The following is a 22,985-nucleotide window of genomic DNA, read 5'->3' on the forward strand; positions in this document are numbered from 1 at the left end:
CTGCGGCACGCCTTTGTGCCGCTCTTTCCATGAGGAATCAGCTCAGGAGAAATCGGAGGCCAGGTCATGCAAGGGACGAACGTGCTGTTCGGTCAGATCGCCGTCGTATTCGGCATCGTGATCGCCGGCGTGTGGGGCGCCACACAATGGACAGCAGCCGCCCTTGGCTATCAAGTACGCCTTGGCTCGCCCTGGTTCGACTTCCTTGGCACGTCGATCTACCACCCTTGGAAACTGTTTGAGTGGTGGTTCTTCTTCGGGGCCTATGCACCGGAAGTATTCGACACCGGCGGCACCATCGCCGGCACCAGCGGCATGGTCGCCGTGGGCGTTGCCATCGCCATGTCGGTCTGGCGCTCGCGCCAAGCTCGCCTCGTTACCACCTACGGCTCTGCGCGCTGGGCTAGCGCGCAGGACATTCGCAAGGCGGGCCTCACGCAACCGGCCGGCGTGTTCCTCGGCCAGCACGACCGCCAGTACCTGCGGCATGAAGGCCCGGAACACGTCCTGACCTTCGCGCCTACGCGCTCGGGCAAGGGCGTTGGCCTCGTGGTGCCGACGCTGCTTTCCTGGCCCGCATCCGCCGTCATCCACGACATCAAAGGCGAGAACTGGCAGATCACCGCAGGCTGGCGCTCGCGTTTCTCGCATTGCCTGCTGTTCAACCCGACCGATGCGAAGTCGGCGGCCTACAACCCGCTGCTGGAGGTGCGGCGAGGCGCGCATGAGGTGCGCGACGTTCAGAACATCGCAGACATTTTGGTCGATCCCGAAGGTGCATTGGAGCGCCGGAACCATTGGGAGAAAACCAGCCACGCGCTGTTGGTCGGTGCGATCTTGCATGTGCTCTACGCCGGCGAAGACAAGACGCTGCGCGGCGTCGCCAACTTCCTCTCCGACCCGGCCAGCCCGTTCGAGCTGACCTTGCACCGGATGATGACCACGCCCCACCTGGGCGATGGGCCGCATCCTGTCGTCGCTTCGGCGGCGCGCGAAGTGCTCAACAAGTCGGACAACGAGCGTTCCGGCGTGTTGAGCACCGCCATGTCGTTCCTCGGCCTGTACCGCGACCCGACGGTGGCCGAAGTCACCTCGCGCTGCGATTGGCGCATCGCCGACCTGATCGCGGTCGAGCATCCGGTATCGCTGTACCTCGTGGTGCCGCCTTCGGACATTTCGCGGACGAAGCCGCTCATTCGCCTGATCCTCAACCAGATCGGACGGCGCCTCACCGAATCGCTCGATGGCTCCGATGGCATCGAGCGCCGCCACAAGCTGCTGCTGATGCTCGATGAGTTCCCTGCGCTGGGGCGCCTGGACTTCTTCGAGACGGCGCTGGCCTTCATGGCGGGCTACGGCATCCGCAGCTTCCTCATCGCGCAGTCGCTCAACCAGATCGACAAGGCGTATGGGCAAAACCACTCCATCCTCGACAACTGCCATGTGCGCGTGACGTTCGCCACGAACGACGAGCGCACCGCCAAACGGATCTCCGAGACGCTGGGCACGGCCACCGAGCTGCGCGCCCAGCGCAACTACGCGGGCCATCGGCTCGCGCCGTGGCTGGGCCACCTGATGGTGTCGCGCCAGGAAACCGCGCGCCCGCTGCTGACGCCGGGCGAAGTGATGCAGCTTCCGCCCGACGAGGCGGTGGTGATGGTGTCCAGCGTCGCGCCAATCAAGGCGAAGAAGCTGCGCTACTACGCGGACGGCAATTTCAAGCGTCGCGTGCTGTCGCCGCCCGTACTGGCGGGCGGGCAGTACGCAGACGCGCCGCCATCGCGGCCCGACGACTGGAGCGGGTTGGCGGTTCCCGCCGTGCCCGCCGCACCGGCCACGGCATCCGCCGATGGCCTGGGTTCCACGGATGACGGCGGCCCGCGCCGCCAACCCGAACTCTCCGAAACCGTCACCTACGCCCCCGAGCTGGCCGTGCCGACTGCCGACCTCGCGCTGCTCGATGACGACGACGACCTGCCGCTTCCCCTTCCTCGCCAGCTTGACCCGGTCATGCAGCGCACGGCGCGGCTGGCTTCCCTCGACCCCAACGACGGAATCGAGCTATGAGCCACTACCGCCTCAACCTATTCATCCAGCCAGAGCACGCCAAGCGCCTGGACGAGCTGGCCGCCATGAAAGGCGTGTCCAAGTCGTCCATCGTCGCCGCTGCCTTGGCGTCCTGGCTGTCGCCCGATGCCGCCGACCAGCGCGAGGCGGCCATCGCCAAGCGGTTGGATCGCCTGTCGCGCCAAACCGAACGCCTGGAGCGCGACCAGAACATCCAGATCGAGACGCTGGCGCTGTTCATTCGCTACTACCTCACGGTCAGCACGCCAGTCCCCGAGGCACACCAAGAGGCCGCCCGCGCCCAAGGCAAAGCGCGCTTCGAGCAGTTCGTTGAACAGTTGGGCCGGCACCTGCTGCGCGGGCGCAGCCTGGTGCGCGACGTGGTGGAAGAACTGCATCCCGACCCGATGCGGATGGAAGACGCGGCGGCAGCCGCGCAAGCGCAGGAGCGTGCGTCATGAGCGCCGTTCCGCAGTCCATGAGCGCCACGTCGCTCGACCGCCGCTTCCAGATGCTGCGCACGGCGATGGGGCCGCTGATCGCCGCGGCACTCGAAGACCCGGACGTGGTGGAGGTGATGCTGAATCCCGATCGCACCCTCTGGGTGGATCGGCTTTCCAGTGGTCGGGCGCCGATGGGCGTGGAACTGTCCGAAGCGGACGGTGAGCGAATCATCCGCCTCGTGGCAGCCCATGTCGGAGCGGAGGTGCATCGCGGCCAACCGCTGCTGTCGGCCGAGTTGCCGGAAACGGGAGAACGCTTCGAGGGCATCTTGCCGCCTGCCGCGCCGGGGCCAGCCTTCGCGCTGCGCAAGCGCGCCATCGGCGTCATTCCGCTGGAGCGGTACGTCATCGACGGGATGATGACCAGCGCGCAAGCGGGCTTTCTCGTTCGCGCCGTGCGCGAGCGGCAGAACGTCTTGATCGCCGGCGCTACCAGCAGCGGCAAGACGACCCTGGCCAATGCGCTGCTGGCCGAGATTGCCGCCACGGGCGACCGCGTGCTGGTGCTCGAAGACACGGTGGAGCTGCAATGCGCGGCCCGTGACCACGTTCCCCTGCGCACGCGCGCAGGCGTGGTGTCGATGACCGAGCTGGTTCGCTCGTCCATGCGCCTGCGGCCTGATCGCGTCGTCGTTGGCGAAGTGCGCGGCGCCGAGGCGCTGGATCTCATCAAGGTATGGGGCACGGGCCACCCCGGCGGCATCGCCACGATCCATGCCGGCTCCGCGCTCGGCGCGCTGCTGCGCCTGGAGCAACTGATTCTCGAAGTGGCGGTGAATCCGCCCCGTGCGCTGATCGCCGAGGCGGTCAACGTGGTGATCCACATCGCCGGACGCGGGCGCAAGCGCCGCATCGAGAGCATCGCCCGTGTCGTCGGCTTCGACGCAGTGGGCTACCAACTGGCGGACGCGCTGGAAACGCCGTTTCCCGAGCTTCAGCCACTTCCCGATGCCGCACCCGCTGCGGCGACTTCCCCACCCCCTGACTCACTTGGAGAACTGCCATGACGCAGATGACCATTCCTGCTTTCCGTTTTTCTGCAAATCCGGCTTTGCGTCTTGCGCGGCTGCGCTGCCTGGCCCGTCCTGCGGGACAAGGGCTGCTGCTGGCCGCGCTGCTGTTGTTCCTGGCCGGAACCGCGCAGGCCGCCGGTTCCTCGATGCCGTGGGAAGGCCCGCTGCAATCCATCCTCGAATCCATCCAGGGGCCGGTGGCGCGCATCGTGGCCGTCATCATCATCATCGCCACGGGCCTCGCGCTCGCCTTCGGCGATACGTCGGGCGGATTCCGCAAGCTGATCCAGATCGTCTTCGGCCTGTCCATCGCGTTCGCCGCTTCGAGCTTCTTCCTGTCGTTCTTCAGCTTCTCCGGCGGGGCCGTCGTATGAGTGCCCCGGACACCTTCGCCGCCGGCTTCGAGGTGCCGCTGCATCGCTCGCTGACCGAGCCGATTCTGCTGGGCGGTGCGCCGCGCACCGTGGCGATCGCCAACGGCACGCTGGCCGCCGCTGTCGGGCTGGGCCTGCAATTGTGGATACCGGGCGTGGTGCTCTGGATCGTCGGCCATTCGCTGGCGGTCTGGGGCGCGCGCCTTGATCCGCAGTTCATGGCCGTGTTCGCCCGCCACATCAAACACAAGCCGCTGCTGGATGTTTGAGGGGAGGACGCCGCGATGCTGAATCTCGCCGAATACCGCCAGCGCCCGGCCTTGCTGGCCGACTGGCTGCCCTGGGCCGGACTGGTCGCGCCGGGCGTCGTCTTGAACAAGGACGGCAGTTTCCAGCGCACGGCCCGGTTTCGCGGGCCTGACCTCGACAGCGCGACGCAAGGCGAACTGATCGCCACGTCGGCGCGACTGAACAACGCGCTGCGCCGCATGGGATCGGGCTGGGCGCTATTCATCGAAGCCGAGCGCCATGCGGCCGCCGACTATCCGCGCTCGGAGTTTCCCGAGCCGCTTTCGTGGCTGGTGGAGGAAGAACGCCGGGCCGCGTTTGAGGAATCCGGCCATCACTTCGAGAGCGGCTATCACCTGACGCTGGTGTACCTGCCGCCGGAGGAATCCCGTGCTCGTGCAGCCAAGATGCTCTACGAGAACACGCCGACAAATGGCGTGGACTGGCGCGAGCGGCTGCAAGCCTTCGTCGCGGAAACGGATCGCGTCTTTGACCTGCTCGACGGCGTGATGCCGGAAATTGACTGGCTCGATGACGCGCAGACGCTGACCTACCTGCACGCGACCATCTCGACGCGGCGCTACCGCGTCGGCGTGCCCGAAGTGCCGTTCCACATCGACGCGCTGCTCACCGATTCCGCACTGATCGGCGGCCTGGCGCCCATGCTAGGCGATCAGCACCTGCGGCTGGTGTCGGTGCGGGGCTTCCCGACCTCGACCTGGCCGGGGATTCTGGACGACCTCAACCGCCTCGGTTTTGCGTACCGCTGGAGCACGCGCTTTCTCTGCCTCGACAAAGCCGAGGCGGAAAAAGAACTTTCCCGCCTGCGCCGCCAGTGGTTCGCCAAGCGCAAGAACGTCATCGCGCTGCTGCGCGAAACGATCTTCCAGCAGGAAAGCCCGCTGGTCGATACCGACGCCAACAACAAGGCCGCCGATGCCGACGCCGCCTTGCAGGAGTTGGGCAGCGATCAAGTCGCCTTCGGCTATCTGACGGCGACCGTCACCGTCATGGACGAGGACGCCGCCGTCGCAGACGAGAAGCTGCGCATGGTGGAGCGCGTCATCCAGGGTCGGGGCTTCGTCACCATCCCTGAAACGCTCAATGCCGTGGATGCCTGGCTGTCCTCGCTCCCCGGCAATGCTTACGCCAACGTGCGCCAGCCCATCGTCTCGACGCTGAATCTGGCGCACATGATGCCGGTGTCGGCGGTATGGGCCGGGCCGGAGAAGAACGAACACCTCGACGGCCCCCCGCTGATCGTGACACGCACCGACGGCGCCACGCCGTTCCGGCTGGTGACGCACATCGGCGACGTGGGCCATACGCTGGTCGCGGGGCCGACCGGCATGGGCAAGTCGGTCTTGCTCGCCACGCTGGCGATGCAATTTCGCCGCTATCGCGGCTCGCGCATCTTCGCCTTCGACATGGGCCGCTCCATGCGGGCCGCCATCCTCGGCCTGGGCGGCGAACACTACGACCTGGGCACGGATGGCGAAATCGCCTTCCAGCCACTCGCGCGCATCGACCGTGAGGGCTACCGCACCTGGGCCGCCGAATGGATCGAAGGCCGCTTGCTGCACGAAGGCGTGGCGATCGGCCCCGACGAGAAGGCGGCTATCTGGTCGGCGCTGGGAAGTCTCGCCGGTGCGCCGGTGGAGCAGCGCACGATGACGGGACTTTCCGTGCTGCTGCAATCGAACACGCTGCGACAAGCGCTGTCGCCCTATGTGCTGGGTGGCGCCCACGGCAAGCTGCTGGACGCCGACCACGACCGGCTGGGCATGGCCGACGTGCAGTGCTTCGAGATGGAGGAGCTGATGCACAGCAAGGCCGCCGTCATGGCCGTGCTGCATTACCTCTTTGCGCGTTTCGATGAACGCTTCGACGGGGCGCCCACGCTGCTGATCCTTGATGAAGCGTGGCTGTTCCTCGATGACCCGGTGTTTGCCGCGCGTATCCGCCAGTGGCTCAAGACACTGCGCAAGAAGAACGTCAGCGTCATCTTCGCCACGCAGAGCCTCGCCGACATCAAGGATTCGAGCATCGCGCCCGCGATCATCGAGAGCTGCGCGAGTCGGATTTTCTTGCCCAACCCGCAGGCCACCGAGCCGCAGATTCGCACGATCTACGAGGGCTTCGGCCTCAACAGGCGGCAGATCGAGATCGTCGCCACCGCGCAGCCCAAGCGCGACTACTACTACCAATCCCGCCTCGGCAACCGCCTGTTCGAACTCGACCTGGGGCCGGCGGCTCTGGCGTTTGCGGGCGCTTCCACGCCGCAAGACCAGCGCGACATAGACCGCGTGCTGCTGGACGCCGGCGTGCCCGGCTTCGCGGGCGCCTGGCTGCGCCATCGCGGCCTCGATTGGGCGGCCGACCTGCTGCCCTCGTTCCCCGGCCTCGCGCCGGGTTCCCTCGCTGACCAACCTCTGGAGAACCTGCCATGAATAAGCGCCTTATCGCCGCCGCCATCGCGGCCATGCTTTGCACCGCCACCGCCCATGCGCAATGGGTCGTGGTCGATCCCACGAACCTCGTGCAGAACACGCTGACCGCGATCCGCACGTTGCAACAGATCAACAACCAGATCCAGCAGCTTCAGAACGAAGCGCAGATGTTGATGAACCAGGCGCGCAACCTCGCCAGCCTGCCGTCCAGCGTGGTGAACCAGTTGCGCGCCAATTTGGCGACGACCGAGCGGCTAATCGCCCAGGCGCGCGGCCTGGCCTACGACGTGACGAATCTGGATCGGGAGTTCGCGCGCCTGTATCCCGAGCAGTACGCCGCCACCGTCAGCGGCGACCAGATGTACCGCGACGCGCAGGAGCGTTGGAGGAACACGCTCCACGGCTTGCAGACCACCATGCAGATGCAAGCGCAGGTATCGCAGAACCTGGGCGAAGACGAAAGCGTGCTGGCCGACCTCGTGGGCAAGAGCCAGTCGGCCGAAGGCGCGTTGCAGGCGATGCAGGCCATGAACCAGTTGCTGGCTTTGCAGGCCAAGCAGTCGATCCAGTCGCAGCGGCTCCAGATCACGCAAGACCGGGCCGCCTCGCTGGAGCTGGCGCGGCAGGCGGCGGCCACCGAACGCGCCCGCGAGGTGCGGCGGCGCTTCCTGGGTGAAGGCACGCCGTACACGCCGCAGCGCGTGGACTTCTACGGCAACTGACGGAGGCCGCCATGCGATGCGTCCTCGCCCTGTCGGTTTCGCTGCTTGTGGCGCTGCTGGCCGCTTGCAGCGAGCAGCCGACCGACAACCTTGCCGATGCCCTGACCGCCGATCCCGTGCGGCTCAAGGCATTGCGCGCGCAATGCGCGGCCGACCGGCAGGCCACGGGCGAGGACGCTTGCCGCGCCGCCGCCGAAGCCTTCCGGCGGCGCTTCTTCTCCGGCCAGGCCGGGCCGGATGAGTACCAGACGCTGGCCGACCTGCCGCCGATCCCGCCAAGTTTCGATGCACCGGCCGAATCGGACGACGGCAGCGAATCGCCGGCCGCATCCGATCAAGAGGACGCGCCATGAATGACGTGACCATCATCGACCGCTTCCTCAGTATCTTCGCCGCCTACATCGACTCGGGTTTCGGGCTGTTGCAGGGCGAAGTGGCCTTCCTCACCGCAACGCTGATCGTCATCGACATGACGATCGCCGGACTGTATTGGGCGATGAGCCACGCCACCGGCCAGGGCGAGGACGTCATCGCCAAGCTGCTGCGCAAGGTGCTCTACGTCGGTGCCTTCGCCTACATCATCGGCAACTTCAACTGGCTGGCCGGCATCGTGTTCCGCTCCTTCGCCGGGCTGGGCATCACCGCCACCGGCTCGGCCATCACGATGGAGAACTTCTTGCAGCCGGGCCGGCTGGCGAAAACCGGCATCGACGCAGGAGCGCCGATTCTGGAGCAAGTCGGCGAGATGGCCGGCTTCCCCGAGGTGTTCGTCAATCTTGACGCCATCACGGTGATGTTCCTCGCCTGGCTGATTGTGGTCTTGAGCTTCTTCGTGCTGGCGATCCAGCTATTCATCACGTTGATCGAGTTCAAGCTGACCACGCTCGCAGGCTTCGTGCTGGTGCCTTTCGCGCTCTGGAATAAGACGAGCTTCTTGGCGGAAAAGGTGCTTGGCAACGTGGTGTCGTCTGGCGTCAAGGTCTTGGTGCTGGCTGTCATCGTCGGCATCGGTTCGGGCGTGTTCGCGGAGTTCCAAGTCCATCCCGCCGAGCCTTCCATCGACCATGCGCTGGTCATCATGCTGGCCTCGCTCACCTTGCTGGCGCTCGGGATCTTCGGCCCCGGTATCGCCACGGGCCTGGTGTCCGGTGCGCCGCAACTCGGCGCGGGCGCGATGGCCGGGGCCGCTGTCGGCGCCGCCGGCACGGCCGTTGCCGTCGGAGCTGCCGCGACGGGCGTAGGCGGCGCCGTCATGGCCGGGGCGCGCATGGCGCCTGCCGCCGCCAAGCTCGCTGGCAGCGGCGCGCGTGCTGCCGCCTCGACGGCCAGCAGCGCACGCTCGGCGTTTCAGGCCGGTTCCGCCGCCGCAGGCGGTGGCGCGAAGGGCGCGATGGCCGGCTTGGGCAACGTCGCCAAGACCGGCGCGCAGTCCGCCGGGCGCGGCATCGCATCCCGTGCTTCCGCTGCTGGGCAACGCATGGCAGCTCCCTTCCGCTCTGGTTGGAACGGCCAGGCGGCTGACGGCGACTCGGCAGCCGGAGCATCCGGCCAGGCCGCCGCAGGCGAGGCCACGTCCGGCGCAGCCAATACACAGCCCGCTTGGGCCAAGCGGCTGCATCGCCGCCAGCAACTCACCCATGCCGCGACCACCACCGCCCATGCGCTGCGCGGCGGCGACGGCGGCGGCTCCGGCCAGGGGCCGAGCCTGCGCGATTCCGATTCATAAGGAGAACTGACAATGCGATTCAAGAAACCGCAGGTGCGCTATGCCGACACGCCGCAGCCTGCCACGCCGTACCAAGCTGCCGGCCAGGTATGGGACGAGCGTATCGGCTCGCCGCGCGTGCAGGCGAAGAACTGGCGGCTGATGGCCTTCGGTTGCCTGACACTCGCGCTGCTGATGGCTGGCGGCCTGGTGTGGCGCTCGGCGCAGTCCATCGTGACGCCCTACGTGGTGGAGGTGGACAGCGCGGGCCAGGTGCGCGCCGTCGGCGAAGCCGCCACGCCTTACCGGCCCAACGATGCGCAGACCGCGCACCACATTGCGCGCTTCGTGACGCTGGTGCGCTCGCTGTCCATCGACCCCATCGTCGTCCGCCAAAACTGGCTGGACGCCTACGACTATACGACCGACAAGGGCGCAGCCGTGCTCAACGACTACGCGCGGGTCAACGACCCATTCGCACGCATCGGCAGGGAGTCGGTGACAGTGCAGATCGCCAGCGTCGTGCGCGCCAGCGACACGTCTTTCAACGTGCGCTGGACGGAACGCCGCTACGTCAACGGCGCCGCGGCTGGCCTAGAGCGGTGGACGGCCGTGGTGTCCATCGTGCTCCAGCCGCCGCGCACCGAAGAACGCCTGCGCAAGAACCCCCTGGGCATCTACGTCAACGGCTTGTCGTGGAGCCGAGAACTGGATTCTTCCGAAGGAGCCAAGCCATGAACCTGTCTTTCCGTATTTACGTTTCCGTGCTGATGCTTGCGGCCCTGGCGGGCTGCGCCACGCAGGGCAAACCGCCGCCGGTGATTTCGCTCGATGAGCCGGTGCAGGCTCAGCCGCTGCCCGAGCCGCCCGCGCCGGTGGAGGTGGTGGCCGTACCCGAGGTGTTGCCGATGCCGGCGCAGTTGAAGCCAGCGCCCGAAGCAGAAGACGCCAAACCCACGCCGGAACCGGCCGACGAGAAGGTGCGCGTCTCGCGCGCCAATGCCGAGGCCCGCGTCGCACCCACGCGCGAGGGCTACGTCAACGCGATTCAAGTCTGGCCCTTCACCGATGGCGCGCTGTATCAGGTCTATGCCGCCGTGGGTCGCGTGACCGTGATTTCGCTCCAGCCGGGCGAAGAACTGGTGACGGTAGCCGCCGGCGATACCGTGCGCTGGATCGTGGGTGACACGTCCAGCGGCAGCGGCGCCGAGTTGCGCGTGAACGTGCTGGTCAAGCCGATTCGCTCGAGCCTCAAGACCAACCTCGTCATCACTACCAGCCGCCGCACCTATTTGCTTGAGCTGACCTCGACGGAAAAGACGTGGATGGCGTCGGCGTCATGGGAGTACCCGCGCGACCGGATGCTGGCATTGCAGCGCCAGGCGCAGGCGGCCAGTGCCGCCGCCCCGGTCGATACCGGACTGTCGCTGGAGAAGCTGCGGTTCCGCTACGCGATCAGCGGCAGCAATCCGCCGTGGAAGCCGCTGCGCGCCTTCGATGACGGCGAGAAGGTCTATATCCAGTTTCCGCCGGGCATCGCGCAAGGCGAGCTGCCACCGCTGTTCGTCATCGGCGCGCAGGGCGATGGACAACTGGTGAACTACCGCTTCCGCTCGCCGTACTACATCGTGGATCGGCTGTTCGGCGCGGCCGAACTGCGCCTGGGCAGTGACAAGGGCGACGTGGTGCGAATCGAGCGCACGGACGGCGTTGCGCGGAGGAACTGACCATGAGCCAAGACGACGCCCCTGACCTTGCCACGCCGCAGGCGGGCAAGGTAGCGCCCGAGGCGGTGGCGCTGCGCGCCCAGCCGCGCCCGGTCACGCGCCTGAATCGGCGCACGCTGGCCATCCTTGCCGGCGGCCTGTCGGTCGCCGTGTTCGGGGCCACGATCTGGTCATTGCAGCCGCAGCGGCGCGGAGCCAGCGAGCAGGCCGAGCTTTACAACGTCGATCGCGTGTCGAAGTCCGAAGGGCTGGACGCGCTGCCAACCGATTACTCGAAGCTGCCGGCCTTGCCGCCCGCCGCACCCGAACTGGGGCCGCCACTACCGGGCGATCTTGGCCCGGCCATCGTGAACTCGCAGCAGCCGGTGACACCGGCCTATACGCCTCCGGGTCACGATCCCGAGGATGCCTTGCGCAAGGAAGCTGATGCGGCGGCGGCTTCGTCGGTGTTCTTCCGCTCGGGCGGCCAAGGCCAGGCCGCCGCCACGGTGGCGCAGGCGGCGCCGGGGGTGCCTGGCGCTGCCAGCGCGCTCGCGGCCTTCGACCCACTCGCTGCCGGGCCGGCCTCTGTGGCTGCACAGCCAGCCGATCCGACCGCCGTGCAGAACCGGCAAGACCAGAAAGAGGCATTCCTGAAAGGCGGCTCTACGGAAACCCGCAATTCCGGCAACCTGGCGCTGCCGGCATCGCCTTATCAGGTGATGGCGAGCACGGTGATCGCCGGCGCGCTGGTGACAGGTATCAAGTCGGACTTGCCGGGCGACGTGATCGCCACGGTGACAGAGCCGGTCTATGACACGGCCACGGGCAAGTTCCTGCTGATCCCGCAGGGATCGCGCATCCTCGGGCGCTACAACAGCCAGGTCAGCTACGGGCAGAGCCGCGTGCAGGTGGTGTGGAACCGGATCATCCTGCCCGATACGTCCTCGCTGACGCTCGACAACCTCGTGGGCACCGACCCGGCCGGCTACGCCGGCCTGGAAGACGACGTGGACTGGCATTGGGATCGCATCGTCGCCGGTGCTGTGCTGACGACGCTGCTGGGCGTTGGCGCCGAGCTGGCCGCGCCGGAGAACCGCCAGGACGGCAACCGCATCGTCATCGCCGGACGCGACAGCGCACAGGACAGCATCAATCAGGTCGGCCAGGAGATGACCCGGCGCAACATGAACATCCAACCCACGCTGACCAGCCGGCCCGGCCTGCCGGTGCGGATCATCGTCAACCGGGATCTTGTGCTGCGGCCGTACCAGCCGCTGTTCTTCAACCGGGGGGCTTCGCAATGAGCACGACCAAGAAGCTGCGGCTCGGGCCGCTGCCCAAGACCGAAAGCGTCAAGCTGACCTTCGCCTGTCCGGCCAGCCTGAAAGCCGACCTCGATCGCTACGCCGCGCTGCACGCGCAGGCGTATGGCGAGGCGGTAGATGCCATGACGCTGATCCCGCACATGCTGGAAGCCTTCATGGCGGGAGACAGGGGATTCAGGAAGGGCACGGCCACGCGGAGCGCGCCATCGAAGCCGGCATGATGGTGTCGTACATCGCCCGCCGCATCCATCGAACGCGCAGCCCCAAGGCTGCGCGTTCTTCGTTCTGGATGCCGCCAAGCCTCTTGGGCTATGATGATGCGGCAGGCCCGCCGTTCCTCGGCAATCAAGCACGACACAGTGCGATGCGGCTTCCCCTCCCGACGCTCTTATGTGGCTCCTAGCCCACGAAGCCGCAGTGCTGCAAAGCGGCCCCGAAAAGAGCTAACCTACTGCCCCACATACGGTTTCAAGCCCTTCGTGATTTACACGAAAGACTTGACACCGGCACTTTTTTGTTTTTGCGCTTATCGTGCGCATGTGGGGCGTCTGGGGGGGCGTCTGGGCAGGCTTGCGGACGCGAGTCATGTGGATGCGCACTGTGGATGCGCACTGTGGATGCGGTGCGCGCAGGCTCCGTGGCGCAGGCGCTGGCGAAAGAGCGCGTGGTGTGTGTTCGTTCCTGTGCGGGTTGCGGGCTTGTTTGCGCGCGCGCAGGGTTGGCGGAGCATCGGAGTGTTACGCTATTGCAGACGAAATATGACGTGCGAATCATTCGCATTTAAGATATGATGTTTGGCTTGTACCGGTCAGCCGGCGCGCGCCCGTGGCGCGCGTTTTCCTGGCTGGCCAGATAAGTTAATGCACCCTGGCTGATTCATGCCTAGCTTTCAACGTGGTTTGAACACTTCACCGCCGTCTTCCCTTGGTATACGCGTAGGCGCTGGCCTGGCGGTCGTTGCGCTACACGCCGCAGTGGTCTATGCCATTTACCTGGCTCCCGAGAACCGTCCTGAACTGGAGGAACCCGAGGCCATCATGGTGAGTGTGGTGGACGCTCCCACTCCCCAGATCGCCAAAGCCGACCCCACGCCGGAAGTGCCGCAACCGGTGACCGAAACGCCGCCCGAACCACAGCCCGAGATCGAACCCGAACCCGAGCCGGATCCGAAGGTGGAGCCCGAACCGGAGCCCGAACCCGAACCGGTGGTCGAAAAACCGCCGATGCCGGCCCCCAAGCCGAAGCCCAAGCCGAAACCCAAGCCCCAGCCCAAGCAGGAAGTCAAGCCCGAGCCCAAGCCCGAGACGCCGCCCGTCGAAACACCGCCCACCGGTACCCCCGAAGGCGCGCAGACCACGCAGGCGCCGCGCCAGGGTCCGCCGCCCGACCAGATCCTGCAGGAAACGCAGATCGAATACCTGGGGGCACGGCCCATGCCCAACTACCCGATGGCATCGCGCCGCATGCGGGAAGAGGGCCGGGTGGTGGTGCTGGTGGAAATCAATACCCAGGGACTGGTCGAGCGGGCCACCGTCGATTCGTCCTCGGGCTTCCCCAGGCTGGACGAGTCGGCATTGGCCGCCGCGCGCAAGGCCCGCATGAAACCCTATAGCCGCAATGGCGTGGCTTATCCCGCCAAAGCAAAAATTCCGTTCGATTTCGTAATGAGGAACTGAGATGTCCAACGCAATGCACAGCGCCACCCTGGTGGCGCAGGCGGCCACCAGCCCGGCAGCGGCTCCGGCGGCCGCGGCACCCGCCGCCGCCGCTGCGGCGCCCGCCGCCCAGCAAGCCGCCACCGCGGCCGGCGGCATCGTCCAGCAGGCCACCGGCGCCGTCCAGCAATCCGCGGAGGCGCTGCACAGCGCCGCCGCCGCGCTGCCCGCGGTTGCACCGGTGCCGGCACCGGCGCCGGTCCCCGACATGGGCTTCCTGCACTTCGTCGCGCAGAGCGACTTCGTCGGCAAGACCCTGTTCATCATCCTGATCCTGATGTCGCTGGTGACCTGGTACCTGATCCTGGTCAAGGTTGGCAGCAACATCAGCATGCGCCGCCGCTCGGCCGACTTCCTGAACAAGTTCTGGAACTCCAGCTCGCTGGAACAGGTCGAGCACGAGATCACCACGCACGGCGCGCGTGATCCGTTCTCGCACCTGGCCAGCCACGCCATGCATGCCCAGGCGCATCACAACAAGTTCGGCGCCACCAAGCTGGAAGAAGCCGGCTCGAACGGCGATTTCGTCACGCGCACCATGCGCAAGGTGATCGACGAGGAAACCGCCAAGCTCGAAAACGGCCTGACGGTGCTGGCCTCGGTGGGCTCGACCGCGCCGTTCGTCGGCCTGTTCGGCACCGTGTGGGGCGTGTACCATGCGCTGGTCGGTATCGGCCTGTCCGATGGCGTCACCATCAACCGCATCGCCGGTCCGGTGGGCGAGGCCCTGATCATGACCGGCCTGGGTCTGGCGGTCGCCATTCCGGCGGTGCTGGCTTACAACACCTTCGTGCGCAACAACCGCGTCTACCTGTCGCGCCTGGATGCCTTTGCGCACGACCTGTTCGCCTTCCTGACGACCGGCCAGCAAGTGGCCCTGTCGGACAGCAAAGTGCGCGCCCTGCGCCGCCAGCACGGTAACGGCGCCGCGGTTCAACGCGGGAGCGAATAATGGCTTTTGGCAGCTTCGAGGGCAAGGGATCCGGGAGCCATACGGTTTCCGAGATCAACATGGTGCCGTTGATCGACGTCATGCTGGTGCTGCTGGTGATCTTCATCATCACGGCGCCGTTGCTGGCCCACTCGATCAAGATCAACATGCCCCAGGTGGCCGCCGAGCAGATCGAGGAAGAACCCAAGACCGTGGATCTGGCCATCGATGCCGGCGGCGCGCTGTTCTGGGACGAAAAGCCGGTCAATATCGACGACCTGCCGAACCGCTTCAAGTCGATCGCCGGCACCAAGCCGCAACCCGAGATCCGCATCCGCGCCGACCAGAATACCCGCTACGAGACCCTGGCCAAGGTCATGGCTTCGGCGCGCCGGTCGGGCATGACGCGCATCGGCTTCGTCACCACGCCGCCCTCGGGCGCGCCGGCGGGGGAGGCCCCGGCAGCAGGCGGAGCCGCCCCGGCACCGTCCGCCCGTTGAACGATTCCCGGCAGCGGGGCGCATTTCGCGCCCCGTTTTTTTCGGGATCGCGCTAGAATCGCGGCATGCGAGTTCTGGTAATCGAAGACGACACCACCCTGGGCCATGCGCTCCAGGAATTTCTGGCCGACCAGGGTTATGCGGTCGACTGGCTCACCGACGGCGACCGGGTTCTGGGCGCGCTGGCAGGCCAGCCGTATGACCTGATGCTGCTCGACCTCAACCTGCCGGGCATGAGCGGCCTGGACGTGCTGCGTCAACTGCGCCAGGACGGCAACCAGGTGCCGGTGCTGATCCTGACGGCCCGTGACGGCATCGAGGACCGCGTCGCCGGCCTGGATGCCGGCGCCGATGACTACGTCACCAAGCCTTTCGAACTGCCCGAGCTGGCCGCCCGGGTGCGCGCCTTTGGCCGCCGCCGCGCGGGGCAGGCGCAGCCTTTGATCGAAGTCGGGCCGCTGGTGTTCGACACCGTCGGCCGCGAAGTCCGCGCCAATGGCCAGCGCCTGTCGCTGTCGGTGCGCGAGCTGTCCGTGCTGGAAATGCTGATGGCCCGCGTGGGCCGCGTGGTCACCAAGCGCCAGATCGTGAATTCCCTGTCCGCCTGGGATGCCGATTTCAGCGAAAACGCAGTGGAAGTCTACGTATACCGCCTGCGCAAGCGCCTGGAAGGCACCGGCGCCAGCATCCAGACCGTGCGTGGCTTCGGCTACATGCTGGATGTGGAAACGGCCTGACGGCCTCCCTGGCCGCCTGGCGCCGGCTGGCGTAGCCGGCCCGCGGCGGCCGGAATCCCTGCCCGCCTAAGCGAGGGCACCGCGTCATGACGCTAGAACGCACTCCTCCCGCTCCTACGGCCTCGCGCCCCTTGCTCCCCTCCCGTTCGCTCGCGCGGCATCTGGTCATCCGGCTGATGCCGCCCATCCTGCTGCTGGTGCTGCTGGACCTGGCCGCCACCTGGGTCATCACCCACAAGATCGACATGTCCCTCTGGATGCTGGAGGACTTTTTCTGGCTGATGGTGGTGGGGCAGGTGGCGTTGATCGGCCTGTTCACCTGGGTCGTGGTGCAGGGTGTGCGCTCCGGCCTGCGCTCGGTCAACCACCTGTCCGAGGAAATCCGCCAGCGTTCCATCGACGACATGCAGCCACTGGAAGTGGTCGGCGTGCCGGTCGAGATCGAACCGCTGGTCACGCATACCAACGACCTGCTGCTGCGGCTCGATGCTTCGCTGGCGGCGCAGCGGCGCTTCATCGGCCACGCCGCGCACCAGTTGCGCACGCCCCTGTCGGGGCTGCGCCTGGAATCAGAACTGATGCTGGCCCGGCCCCTGCCCGACGATGTGCGGGCGCGCGCCGAGCGCATCAAGGCGGTCAGTGATCGCATGATCCGCCTGGGCCAGCAACTGCTGGTGCTGGCGCGGGCCGACCCCAACGCCCGGCCGCAGGACAGCTTCGTGCGCATCGACCTGTGCGAATGGGTGCGGGCGCACGGCGCGGAGTGGTTTCCGCGGGTGCGCGAGGCACGCTATGAACTGGACCTGGTGGCCCCGGATGCGCCGATCTGGATCGACGCCGATCCGTTGTTGCTGGCCGAGTTGCTGGGCAACCTGATCGACAATGCGCTGCGCTACGGCAACGCCACCGGCCGGATCACCTTGATCGTGGGCGCCAACCCGCCTTCGTTGACGGTCGAGGACGATGGCCCAGGCATTCCTCCCGAAGAACGCGACCGCGTCTTCGAGGCGTTCTATCGTTCCCCGTCGGCCAGCGCCGGCGGTTCGGGCCTGGGATTGGCCATTGTGCGCGAGATCGCGCACGCCCACGGCGCCTGGTGGAAGCTCACCAGCCGCCCGGATTTTTCCGGAACGCGGCTTTCGGTCGTGTTTCCCGGCCCTCGCAAGGGGGCTCAACTCACTCGGCAAGAACCCACATCATGAGCCAGGGCTCGGTCAGCGTTCCTCCCTCGTCCAACGGCCACGCCGCCGGCGGGCATGCACCTTCGTCGCGCGCGGCTCTCGTCCTGGGGGCGCTGGGCGTGGTGTATGGCGATATCGGCACCAGTCCGCTGTACACGCTGCGCGCCTGCCTCACCGGGCTGAGCGTGCACACCGACCTGGAGCCGGCCCACTTGCTGGGTGTGCTGTCCATCCTGTTCTGGATGTTGATGGTGGTGGTGTCGTTCAAGTACGTGACGCTGGTGCTGCGCGCCGACAACCGCGGTGAAGGCGGCACGCTGGCCCTGCTGGAGCTGGCGGTGCGCAGCCGCGAGGGCAAGCTGCGCTGGGTATTGATCGTGCTGGGCATTTTCGGCGCGGCGCTGTTCTATGGCGACAGCATGATCACGCCGGCGATCTCGGTGCTGTCGGCGCTGGAGGGGATCGGCATCGTGTCGCACACGCTGGATGCGTGGGTGGTGCCGTTGGCGCTGGTGGTGCTGGTGGCGCTGTTTGCGATCCAGTCGCACGGCACGGGCGCCATGGGCAAGCTGTTCGGGCCGGTGATGCTGCTGTGGTTCGGCACGCTGGCGGCGCTGGGCGCCTGGCAGGTGTGGCAGACGCCCGAGGTGCTGGCGGCGCTCAATCCGATGTGGGGCCTGCGCTTCATCGTCGAATTCCCGTGGATCAGTTTCGTGCTGCTGGGCGCGGTGGTGCTGGCGCTGACCGGCGCCGAGGCGCTGTATGCCGACATGGGCCATTTCGGCCGCCCGGCCATCCGCAGCGCCTGGTTCAGCATGGTGTTGCCGGCGTTGACGTTGTGCTATTTCGGCCAGGGCGCGCTGTTGTTGCGCGATCCCAGCGCGATCCGCAATCCTTTCTTCATGATGGCGCCGGAGTGGGGCCTGGCGCCGCTGGTGGCGCTGGCGACGGTGGCCACCATCGTGGCGTCGCAGGCGGTGATCTCGGGCGCTTACTCGGTGACGCGCCAGGCGGTGCAGCTGGGGTTCTGGCCGCGCATGCAGATCCTGCACACGTCGGCGGTGGAGAAGGGCCAGATCTACCTGCCGCAGGTCAATGCGCTGCTGCTGTGCGCGGTGCTTGTGCTGGTGCTGCTGTTCCGCAATTCCGACAACCTGGCGGCGGCCTACGGTTTCGCAGTGACGGGGACGATGCTGACGACGTCGGTGTTGGCGTTCGCGGTGCTGCCGCGGGGCACGACGGGCGCCAAGCGCATGCTGTGGTTCGTGGTGCTGGGCCTGCTGCTGTTGTTCGATGTGCTGCTGTTCTCGGCCAACGTCTTCAAGATCCACGAAGGCGGCTGGCTGCCGCTGGTGGTGGCGATCGTGGTGTTCACGCTGATGATGACCTGGCGCCGCGGCCGTCGGCTGCTGTCCGACATGCAGCAGCGCGACCGCCAGCCGCTCAAGGAATTCATGGAGCAGCTGGAGGCCTATCCGCCGTCACGGGTGCCGGGCACGGCGATCTTCATGACGATGAATTCGGGCAATGTGCCGCCGGCGCTGCTGCATAACCTGAAGCACAACAAGGTGCTGCATGACCATGTGCTGTTCCTGACTATCCGGGTGGCCGACGTGCCCTATGTGTCCGAGGACGAGCGCTTCACGGTGCAGAAGATGAGCGCGTCGAGCTGGGCGGCGACGATCAACTACGGTTTCAAGGAAGATCCGGACGTGCCGGAGGCGCTGCGGCTGGTGGCGGAGGCGTATCCGGAGCTGGATCTGGAGCCGATGCGCACGTCCTACTTCCTCTCGCGGCAGACTGTGGTGGCGGCCAGGAAGCCGGCCTTGTGGCGCTGGCGGCGGGCGGTGTTTTCGTTCATGGCGCGCAATTCGACGCGGAGCACGAAGTTTTTCAAGATTCCGGCGAATCGGGTTGTGGAGATGGGGATGCAGGTCGAACTTTAGGCCTGGGAGTTGAGTTCTTGAGGCGCCCGCCGCGTTGGCGTTGCGGGGGCGCGGGGCTACGATTGCGGTCCGGAGCGTTCGCTCCGGACTGCCCCTTTCTCATCCTCGTCCTCGCCTTCGGCGACTCCTTCGGATTCCGTCGGGCGCATCTACACGCCCCGCACCCCCGCAACGCCAACCCGGCGGGCTGCAATGTCTGCATCTTGGCGGACTTGGGGGCGGGCGGTTTGCTTGACGTTCTTGCCCATGGTTTATTGAAGTGAGAAGGATCTTTCGGGGTCGCCAAAAGGAGGCCGCGCGGGCGGCCACCTTTTGGCATTTGGGCGGTGGGGCGGGACGGCTCGCGTTGTGTGGCGTGTTGAACAAAAAAAGCCCCTCGGTGTTGCCGAGGGGCTTTTTGTTGGGCGGGAAGAATTACTTCTTCTTGGCCTCGTCCTTCAGTTGCGGCAGCGAGGTGCCGGAGGCGGAGAGCAGGCCGGTCTTCGTGTAGGTGAACAGCTTGGCGCGGGTGTCGACGATGTCGAGGTTGCGCATGGTCAGCTGGCCGATGCGGTCGGCGGGGGTGAAGGGGGCGTTCTCGACCTTTTCCATCGACAGGCGCTCGGGGGCGTAGGTCAGGTTGGGCGATTCGGTGTTCAGCAGCGAGTAGTCGTTGCCGCGGCGCAGTTCGATGGTGACTTCGCCGGTGATGGCGCGGGCGACCCAGCGCTGGGCGGTTTCGCGCAGCATGATGGCTTGCGGGTCGAACCAGCGGCCCTGGTACAGCAGGCGGCCGAGCTTGCGGCCGCTTTCGCGGTACTGCTCGATGGTGTCTTCGTTGTGGATGCCGGTGACCAGGCGCTCGTAGGCGATGAACAGCAGGGCCAGGCCCGGGGCTTCGTAGATACCGCGGCTCTTGGCTTCGATGATGCGGTTTTCGATCTGGTCGCTCATGCCCAGGCCGTGGCGGCCGCCGATGCGGTTGGCTTCGAGCATCAGTTCGACCGGGTCGCTGTATTCAACGCCGTTCAGGGCGACCGGCTGGCCTTCCTCGAAGCGGACGGTGACTTCCTCGGCCTTGACGGCGACGTCATCGCGCCAGAACGCCACGCCCATGATGGGCTTGACGATGCGGATGCCGGAGTTCAGGTGTTCCAGGTCCTTGGCTTCATGGGTGGCGCCGAGCAGGTTGGAGTCGGTGGAGTAGGCCTTTTCCGCCGACATCTTGTAGTCGAAGCCGGCCTGGCGCATGTACTCGGACATTTCCGAGCGGCCGCCGAGCTGGTCGATGAACTGCTGGTCGAGCCAGGGCTTGTAGATCTTCAGGTCCGGGTTGGTCAGCAGGCCGTAGCGGTAGAAGCGCTCGATGTCGTTGCCCTTGAAGGTGCTGCCGTCGCCCCAGATGTTGACGTTGTCTTCCTTCATGGCGGCCACCAGCATGGTGCCGGTGACGGCGCGGCCGATGGGCGTGGTGTTGAAGTAGGTGATGCCGGCGGTCGAGATGTGGAAGGCGCCGGCCTGCAGGGCGGCGATGCCTTCGGCCACGAGCTGCGCGCGGCAGTCGATCAGGCGGGCGTTCTCGGCGCCGTAGGCCATGGCCTTGCGCGGGATCTCGTCGTAGTCGGATTCGTCGGGCTGGCCCAGGTTCGCGGTGTAGGCGTAGGGGATGGCGCCGTTGTTGCGCATCCAGAGCAGCGCAGCGCTGGTGTCGAGGCCGCCGGAAAAGGCGATGCCGACCTTCTGGCCGGTGGGAAGGTTCGGGAGGATAGTGGTCATTGTTTGAGGTGAGACGCCAACGGGACTTTGACAGCAACGAGCCGCCAAACAAGAAATCTGCCCGCCATTTTAACGCGTTTGGGCGGTCCGGGCAGGGGCCCGGGCAGGGGACCGGGCTGGAGTCAGGGCAGGGGGTGGGCAGGCGGGGCGGCCGGCTCGAACAGCGCCGCCAGGTTCAACTGGCGGATCAGGTCGCCGGTGGCGCTGGCCAGGCGGGTGGCGGGGCGGTGGCGGGCGCTGGCGAGCACCAGGTTGTTGGTGATGCGGGGCGCTTCAATCTCGCTGAGCGACAGCGCGTGCTCGGCCGCCGGGCCCCGCGCGGCCGAGCGCGGCAGGATGGCGTAGGCGTCGCCCTGGGCGGCCAGTTCCACGATGGTCTGCACCGCGTCGACCTCGGCCGCGACCTGCAGCCGTACCCCCTGGGCGCGGCAGATGCTCTCGACCAGGGTGCGGATGGCGTTGGGCAGGCTCGGCAGGACCAGGGGATATGCGCCGAGGCCGGCCACCGCGATGCGGGCGGGCAGCGGCGGCTGGTGGTTGGCGGCGGCCACCAGCACCAGATTCTCACGGAACAGTGATTCATAGCCCAGTTGCGGCGAAGGCGCGGGGTCGTACAGCAGCGCCAGGTCGACCCGTCCAGCCAGCAGCCATTCGCGCATCTGCGCGCTCAGCCCTTCGGCCACGGCGATCGATGCATCGGGAAAGCGGCGCCGGAACGCCTGCACCAGCGGCGGCGTCAGCACCCGCGCGATGCGGGGCGGCAGGCCGACCACCACCTTGCCCGTCGGGGTTTCGCGCAGGGTCTGCAGGTCCTGCTTGGCGCGGTCGGCCAGCGCCAGCAGGGCGCGGGCATGCTCCAGGAAACGCAATCCTGCCTCGGTCGGTTCGGCGCCGCGGCCGTTGCGGTAGAGCAGGTGCTGGCCCAGTTCGAGTTCCAGCAGGCGCACCTGGCGGCTTAGGGTGGGCTGGGCCACGTCGAGCAGTTCGGCCGCGCGCGAGAAACTGCGGCGTTCGGCGACGCGCACGAAATACTCGATTTGCTTGAGGTCCATGATGGGGCCGGGAGGCGGGAAAGGGTGTGTGGATATTTGTATTTTCTATATCTGAAATCAAAGATATAGCATTGTTAAGCGGCTCGCAATCGATGAGCATGGTGTTTTGCCCGCAGGAACCCGCCCGTGCCCGATTGTCGTCCCCCGCTAGCCACGCCTTCCCGTCCCCGCCATGCGCTGCCGGCCGGGGCCTGCGATACGCATTGCCACGTCTTCGGCCCCGCCGATGTGTTTCCGTATGCCGAGGGGCGCTCTTACACCCCGCCCGACGCGCCCTACGCCAGGATGGCGGCCCTGCATGCGCACCTTGGCGTGCAGCGCGCCGTGGTGGTGCAGGCCAACTGCCATGGCAGCGACCACGCCGCGCTGCTGGACGCGCTGGCGCAGAGCCAGGGCCGCTACCGCGGCGTGGCGCTGCTGGGCGCGGACGCCACGCCGGCCAGCGTGCGCCGATTGCACGAGGGCGGGGTGCGCGGCGCGCGCTTCAACTTCGTGCCGCACCTGGGCGGCGCGCCCGATCCGGCGGTGTTCGACCACGTCATCGGGCTGATCGCGCCGCTGGGCTGGCACGTCTGCCTGCACCTGGACGGCGCCATGCTGCCAGAGCTGCTGCCGCGCCTGCGGGCGCTGCCGGTGCCGTTCGTGATCGACCACATGGGCCGCGTCAAGGCCGCCGAAGGTTTGGGCGCGCCGGCGTTCCGCGCGCTGCTTGACCTGGCGCGCGAGCCGCGCGCCTGGGTCAAGGTGTCCGGGATCGACCGCATCGCCTCGGGCAAGCGCCCCTTTGCCGAAGGCATTCCGTTCGTGCGCGCCCTGGTGCAGGCGCTGCCGGAACGCACGTTGTGGGGCACGGATTGGCCGCATCCGAACGTGGCGGGCGATATGCCCGACGACGGCGAGCTGGCCGACGCTTTTTTCCTGGCCTGCCCGGACGCTGAGATGCGCCGGCAGGTCCTGGTGGACAACCCGGCGCGTCTCTACGGATTTCCGTAGCCGCGCCATCGCCTGCTGC

At 67.0% G+C, this 22,985-nt stretch carries 22 protein-coding genes; 20 read left to right on the forward strand and 2 right to left on the reverse strand.

What is annotated here, in order from left to right:
* Positions 1-66: 66 nt before the first annotated feature.
* From ACUTAG_RS24760 to ACUTAG_RS24850, 19 genes are all read left to right on the forward strand, one after another.
* Positions 67-2,067 carry a conjugal transfer protein TraG gene (locus tag ACUTAG_RS24760; protein ID WP_028240152.1) on the forward strand — a complete coding sequence of 667 codons (2,001 nt, stop codon included), beginning with the start codon at positions 67-69 and terminating at the stop codon, positions 2,065-2,067.
* Positions 2,064-2,528, forward strand: a complete 465-nt coding sequence (locus ACUTAG_RS24765; RefSeq protein WP_028240151.1) for a ribbon-helix-helix protein, CopG family — start codon at positions 2,064-2,066, stop codon at positions 2,526-2,528. Before ACUTAG_RS24760 ends, ACUTAG_RS24765 begins: the two co-directional genes overlap by 4 nt.
* Positions 2,525-3,577, forward strand: a complete 1,053-nt coding sequence (gene trbB, locus ACUTAG_RS24770) for a P-type conjugative transfer ATPase TrbB (RefSeq protein WP_028240150.1) — start codon at positions 2,525-2,527, stop codon at positions 3,575-3,577. Before ACUTAG_RS24765 ends, trbB begins: the two co-directional genes overlap by 4 nt.
* A complete protein-coding gene (locus ACUTAG_RS24775; RefSeq protein ID WP_003103996.1) occupies positions 3,574-3,957 on the forward strand; it encodes a TrbC/VirB2 family protein in 384 nt (127 codons plus the stop codon). The genes trbB and ACUTAG_RS24775 overlap by 4 nt, the downstream gene beginning before the upstream one ends.
* A complete protein-coding gene (locus tag ACUTAG_RS24780) occupies positions 3,954-4,226 on the forward strand; it encodes a VirB3 family type IV secretion system protein (protein WP_023083647.1) in 273 nt (90 codons plus the stop codon). Before ACUTAG_RS24775 ends, ACUTAG_RS24780 begins: the two co-directional genes overlap by 4 nt.
* A 15-nt stretch (positions 4,227-4,241) precedes the next feature.
* A complete protein-coding gene (gene trbE / locus ACUTAG_RS24785) occupies positions 4,242-6,695 on the forward strand; it encodes a conjugal transfer protein TrbE (RefSeq protein ID WP_028240149.1) in 2,454 nt (817 codons plus the stop codon).
* Positions 6,692-7,417 carry a P-type conjugative transfer protein TrbJ gene (gene trbJ, locus ACUTAG_RS24790; RefSeq protein ID WP_028240148.1) on the forward strand — a complete coding sequence of 242 codons (726 nt, stop codon included), beginning with the start codon at positions 6,692-6,694 and terminating at the stop codon, positions 7,415-7,417. Before trbE ends, trbJ begins: the two co-directional genes overlap by 4 nt.
* An 11-nt stretch (positions 7,418-7,428) precedes the next feature.
* Positions 7,429-7,770: a hypothetical protein gene (locus ACUTAG_RS24795; protein ID WP_028240147.1), complete on the forward strand. Its 342-nt coding sequence runs from the start codon at positions 7,429-7,431 to the stop codon at positions 7,768-7,770.
* Entirely contained in the window at positions 7,767-9,143 is a 1,377-nt protein-coding gene (gene trbL / locus ACUTAG_RS24800) for a P-type conjugative transfer protein TrbL (protein WP_028240146.1), read from the forward strand. Before ACUTAG_RS24795 ends, trbL begins: the two co-directional genes overlap by 4 nt.
* 12 nt (positions 9,144-9,155) lie before the next feature.
* Positions 9,156-9,860 carry a conjugal transfer protein TrbF gene (gene trbF / locus ACUTAG_RS24805; RefSeq protein WP_028240145.1) on the forward strand — a complete coding sequence of 235 codons (705 nt, stop codon included), beginning with the start codon at positions 9,156-9,158 and terminating at the stop codon, positions 9,858-9,860.
* Positions 9,857-10,849 carry a P-type conjugative transfer protein TrbG gene (trbG, locus tag ACUTAG_RS24810; protein ID WP_028240144.1) on the forward strand — a complete coding sequence of 331 codons (993 nt, stop codon included), beginning with the start codon at positions 9,857-9,859 and terminating at the stop codon, positions 10,847-10,849. The genes trbF and trbG overlap by 4 nt, the downstream gene beginning before the upstream one ends.
* A gap of 2 nt (positions 10,850-10,851) precedes the next feature.
* Positions 10,852-12,135 (forward strand): TrbI/VirB10 family protein, encoded by a 1,284-nt coding sequence (locus ACUTAG_RS24815; RefSeq protein WP_028240143.1) that lies wholly within the window; start codon positions 10,852-10,854, stop codon positions 12,133-12,135.
* Positions 12,132-12,377: a DUF2274 domain-containing protein gene (locus tag ACUTAG_RS24820; protein WP_028240142.1), complete on the forward strand. Its 246-nt coding sequence runs from the start codon at positions 12,132-12,134 to the stop codon at positions 12,375-12,377. The genes ACUTAG_RS24815 and ACUTAG_RS24820 overlap by 4 nt, the downstream gene beginning before the upstream one ends.
* Positions 12,378-13,034: 657 nt before the next feature.
* Complete coding sequence (locus tag ACUTAG_RS24825; RefSeq protein WP_045952791.1) at positions 13,035-13,832, forward strand: energy transducer TonB; 798 nt, start codon at positions 13,035-13,037, stop codon at positions 13,830-13,832.
* A gap of 1 nt (position 13,833) precedes the next feature.
* On the forward strand, positions 13,834-14,823 hold the full coding sequence (locus tag ACUTAG_RS24830) for a MotA/TolQ/ExbB proton channel family protein (RefSeq protein WP_020924431.1): 990 nt from the start codon (positions 13,834-13,836) through the stop codon (positions 14,821-14,823).
* A complete protein-coding gene (locus ACUTAG_RS24835; protein ID WP_006388514.1) occupies positions 14,823-15,302 on the forward strand; it encodes an ExbD/TolR family protein in 480 nt (159 codons plus the stop codon). The genes ACUTAG_RS24830 and ACUTAG_RS24835 overlap by 1 nt, the downstream gene beginning before the upstream one ends.
* A 65-nt stretch (positions 15,303-15,367) precedes the next feature.
* On the forward strand, positions 15,368-16,039 hold the full coding sequence (locus tag ACUTAG_RS24840) for a response regulator transcription factor (RefSeq protein WP_024068289.1): 672 nt from the start codon (positions 15,368-15,370) through the stop codon (positions 16,037-16,039).
* An 86-nt stretch (positions 16,040-16,125) separates the two neighbouring features.
* Positions 16,126-17,241 (forward strand): sensor histidine kinase, encoded by a 1,116-nt coding sequence (locus ACUTAG_RS24845; protein ID WP_006388515.1) that lies wholly within the window; start codon positions 16,126-16,128, stop codon positions 17,239-17,241.
* Positions 17,238-19,166 (forward strand): potassium transporter Kup, encoded by a 1,929-nt coding sequence (locus tag ACUTAG_RS24850; RefSeq protein ID WP_006388516.1) that lies wholly within the window; start codon positions 17,238-17,240, stop codon positions 19,164-19,166. The genes ACUTAG_RS24845 and ACUTAG_RS24850 overlap by 4 nt, the downstream gene beginning before the upstream one ends.
* Before the next feature lie 414 nt (positions 19,167-19,580).
* Here the strand turns inward: ACUTAG_RS24850 and argG are convergent, their stop codons facing one another.
* Together argG and ACUTAG_RS24860 are read right to left on the reverse strand one after the other, a co-directional pair.
* Positions 19,581-20,921 (reverse strand): argininosuccinate synthase, encoded by a 1,341-nt coding sequence (gene argG / locus ACUTAG_RS24855; protein ID WP_006388517.1) that lies wholly within the window; start codon positions 20,919-20,921, stop codon positions 19,581-19,583.
* 122 nt (positions 20,922-21,043) lie between these two features.
* Complete coding sequence (locus ACUTAG_RS24860; RefSeq protein WP_054472050.1) at positions 21,044-21,973, reverse strand: LysR substrate-binding domain-containing protein; 930 nt, start codon at positions 21,971-21,973, stop codon at positions 21,044-21,046.
* 126 nt (positions 21,974-22,099) lie between these two features.
* On the opposite strand from ACUTAG_RS24860, the gene ACUTAG_RS24865 reads away from it, so the two are divergent.
* A complete protein-coding gene (locus ACUTAG_RS24865) occupies positions 22,100-22,966 on the forward strand; it encodes an amidohydrolase family protein (protein ID WP_446650372.1) in 867 nt (288 codons plus the stop codon).
* Positions 22,967-22,985: the final 19 nt, after the last annotated feature.

Source organism: Achromobacter sp. CSND-B12 (genome assembly GCF_052906545.1).